This is a genomic window from Paraburkholderia nodosa, from assembly GCF_001718195.1.
In the GTDB taxonomy this organism is placed as follows: Bacteria; Pseudomonadota; Gammaproteobacteria; order Burkholderiales; family Burkholderiaceae; genus Paraburkholderia; species Paraburkholderia nodosa_A.
Window position 1 is genome coordinate 1 of sequence record NZ_MCNV01000067.1, and the last position, 1,824, is coordinate 1,824.

A 1,824-nucleotide genomic window follows, 5' to 3' on the forward strand; every position below is an offset into this window, starting at 1 on the left:
TCCTGGTCGGACAGACGCCAGCCGAACGGCGGCATCGTGAACGACGAGGGCGCGGATTGCGTGCCTTCGAGCGCGCTGCCTGCGAGCAGCACGTGAATCAGCGAAGTGGGGTCCTTGCCCTGCACGACCGGGTTGCCGCCGAGCGCCGGGAACACGCGCGTGTAGCCGCGTCCGTCGCTGCGGTGGCAGGCCATGCAGTTGTCGCGATAGACCGCTGCGCCGCGTGCGCTCGCGTCGCCGTTTTGCAGCTTGTGCGCGGCGGCGGGATCGTAGGCATACGCGGTTTCCTTCGGGTCACTGGAGGGCAGCGTCTTGAGGTAGCGCGCGATGGCGAGCAGGTCCGCGTCGTTCATGTGCTGCATGCTGTGCTGAACCACGTCGGTCATGCCGCCGAAGGCCGCAGTATGCAGATTGCGGCCCGACTTGAGGAACTGCACGATGTCGTCCTCGCTCCAGTTGCCCAGGCCCGTGCGCGGGTTGCCGCGCAGGCTGGAGGGGACCCAGCCGTCGATCGGGGCGCCGCCCGCGAGGAAGTCGTCGCCTTCGAGGTCGGTGAGCGCAAGCTCCTGCATCGTGCGTGCGCGCGGCGTGTGGCACGCGCCGCAGTGGCCGAGGCCCTGCACGAGATAGGCGCCACGCGCGACGATCGCATCGTTGTAATGCGAGCCGTCGAACGCCTGCACCTTCGGCGCGAACAGCACGCGCCAGGCGCCGAGCGGCCAGCGCATCGAGAGCGGCCAGGGAATGTCCACCGCGCGGTTCTGCGCCTGCACGGGCCCGACGCCACGCATGAAGTACGCGTAGAGCGCCTTCATGTCGTCGTCGGAGAGGCGTGCGTACGACGGGTAGGGCATCGCCGGGTAAAGCGTGTCGCCGTTCGGCCGCACGCCCTGGCGCACGGCCCTGGCGAAGTCGTCGTAGCTCCACTTGCCGATGCCCGTATTCGCGTCGGGTGTGATGTTGGTCGAGTAGATCGCGCCGATCGGCGTGTCGAACTTCAGGCCGCCCGCGAAGGGCCTTCCGCCCTGTGTGGTGTGGCAGGCAATGCAGTCGCCGGCGCGTGCGAGGTATTCGCCATGCGCGACGAGTGCGGCGTTCGGTTGCTCAGCCGCGTGCGCCGAAAATGCCATGAACGCCACACACGAGAAAGTTGCGCGCGCAACGTTCGCGCCGATGGAAAAAATGTTCTTCTTCATGCGGCTCTTCACACGCTCACCAGGGGACCGGGATTCTTCAGATACTGGTTGCGAATGGCCTTCGCGCTCCAGTAAGCGAGGGCGGCGACGAGGCCGGTCGGGTTGTAGCCGATCCCCTGCGGGAACGCGGAGGCACCCATCACGAACACGTTGGGCACATCCCAGCTCTGCAGATAGCGGTTGATGACGCTGGTGTTCGGATCGGTGCCCATCACGGCACCGCCCACGAGGTGAGTGGTCTGATAGCGGCGCGAGTCGAAGTGCGCGCCGAACTCGCGCGTGTAGACGTTGATGGCCTTCGGGCCCATCGCCTCGGCAATCTTCTGCATCTGGCCCGTCACGTACCGCGCCATCTTGATGTCGTTGTCCTTCCAGTCGAAGGTCATGCGCAGAAGTGGCTGGCCGTACGAATCGCGATAGGTCGGATCGAGGTCGAGGTACACGTCGCGGTACGACATGTTGGAGCCGTGCGCGTCCATCGAAATGGTGTGCGCGTAGTGGTCCTTCACGGCCTTCTTCCAGCCTGCGCCCCAGTTCGGCGTGCCCGCGGGCGTGGCGATGCCGCTGATCGGCTTCACGCCCGCCTGGTTCACCCAGAGCGGCGAGCCGCCCACGAAGCCGGGCGGAC

Annotated in this window: 2 protein-coding genes; both read right to left on the minus strand. The window is 66.7% G+C overall.

The genetic code is table 11. The features are described from left to right. The coding region (locus BFD71_RS38625; RefSeq protein ID WP_256095118.1) for a cytochrome c at positions 1 to 1,130 on the minus strand (1,130 nt) is incomplete at its 3' end. A gap of 74 nt (positions 1,131 to 1,204) precedes the next feature. Further along, positions 1,205 to 1,824: GMC oxidoreductase (locus BFD71_RS38630; protein WP_141710975.1), on the minus strand; the 620-nt coding region annotated here is incomplete at its 5' end.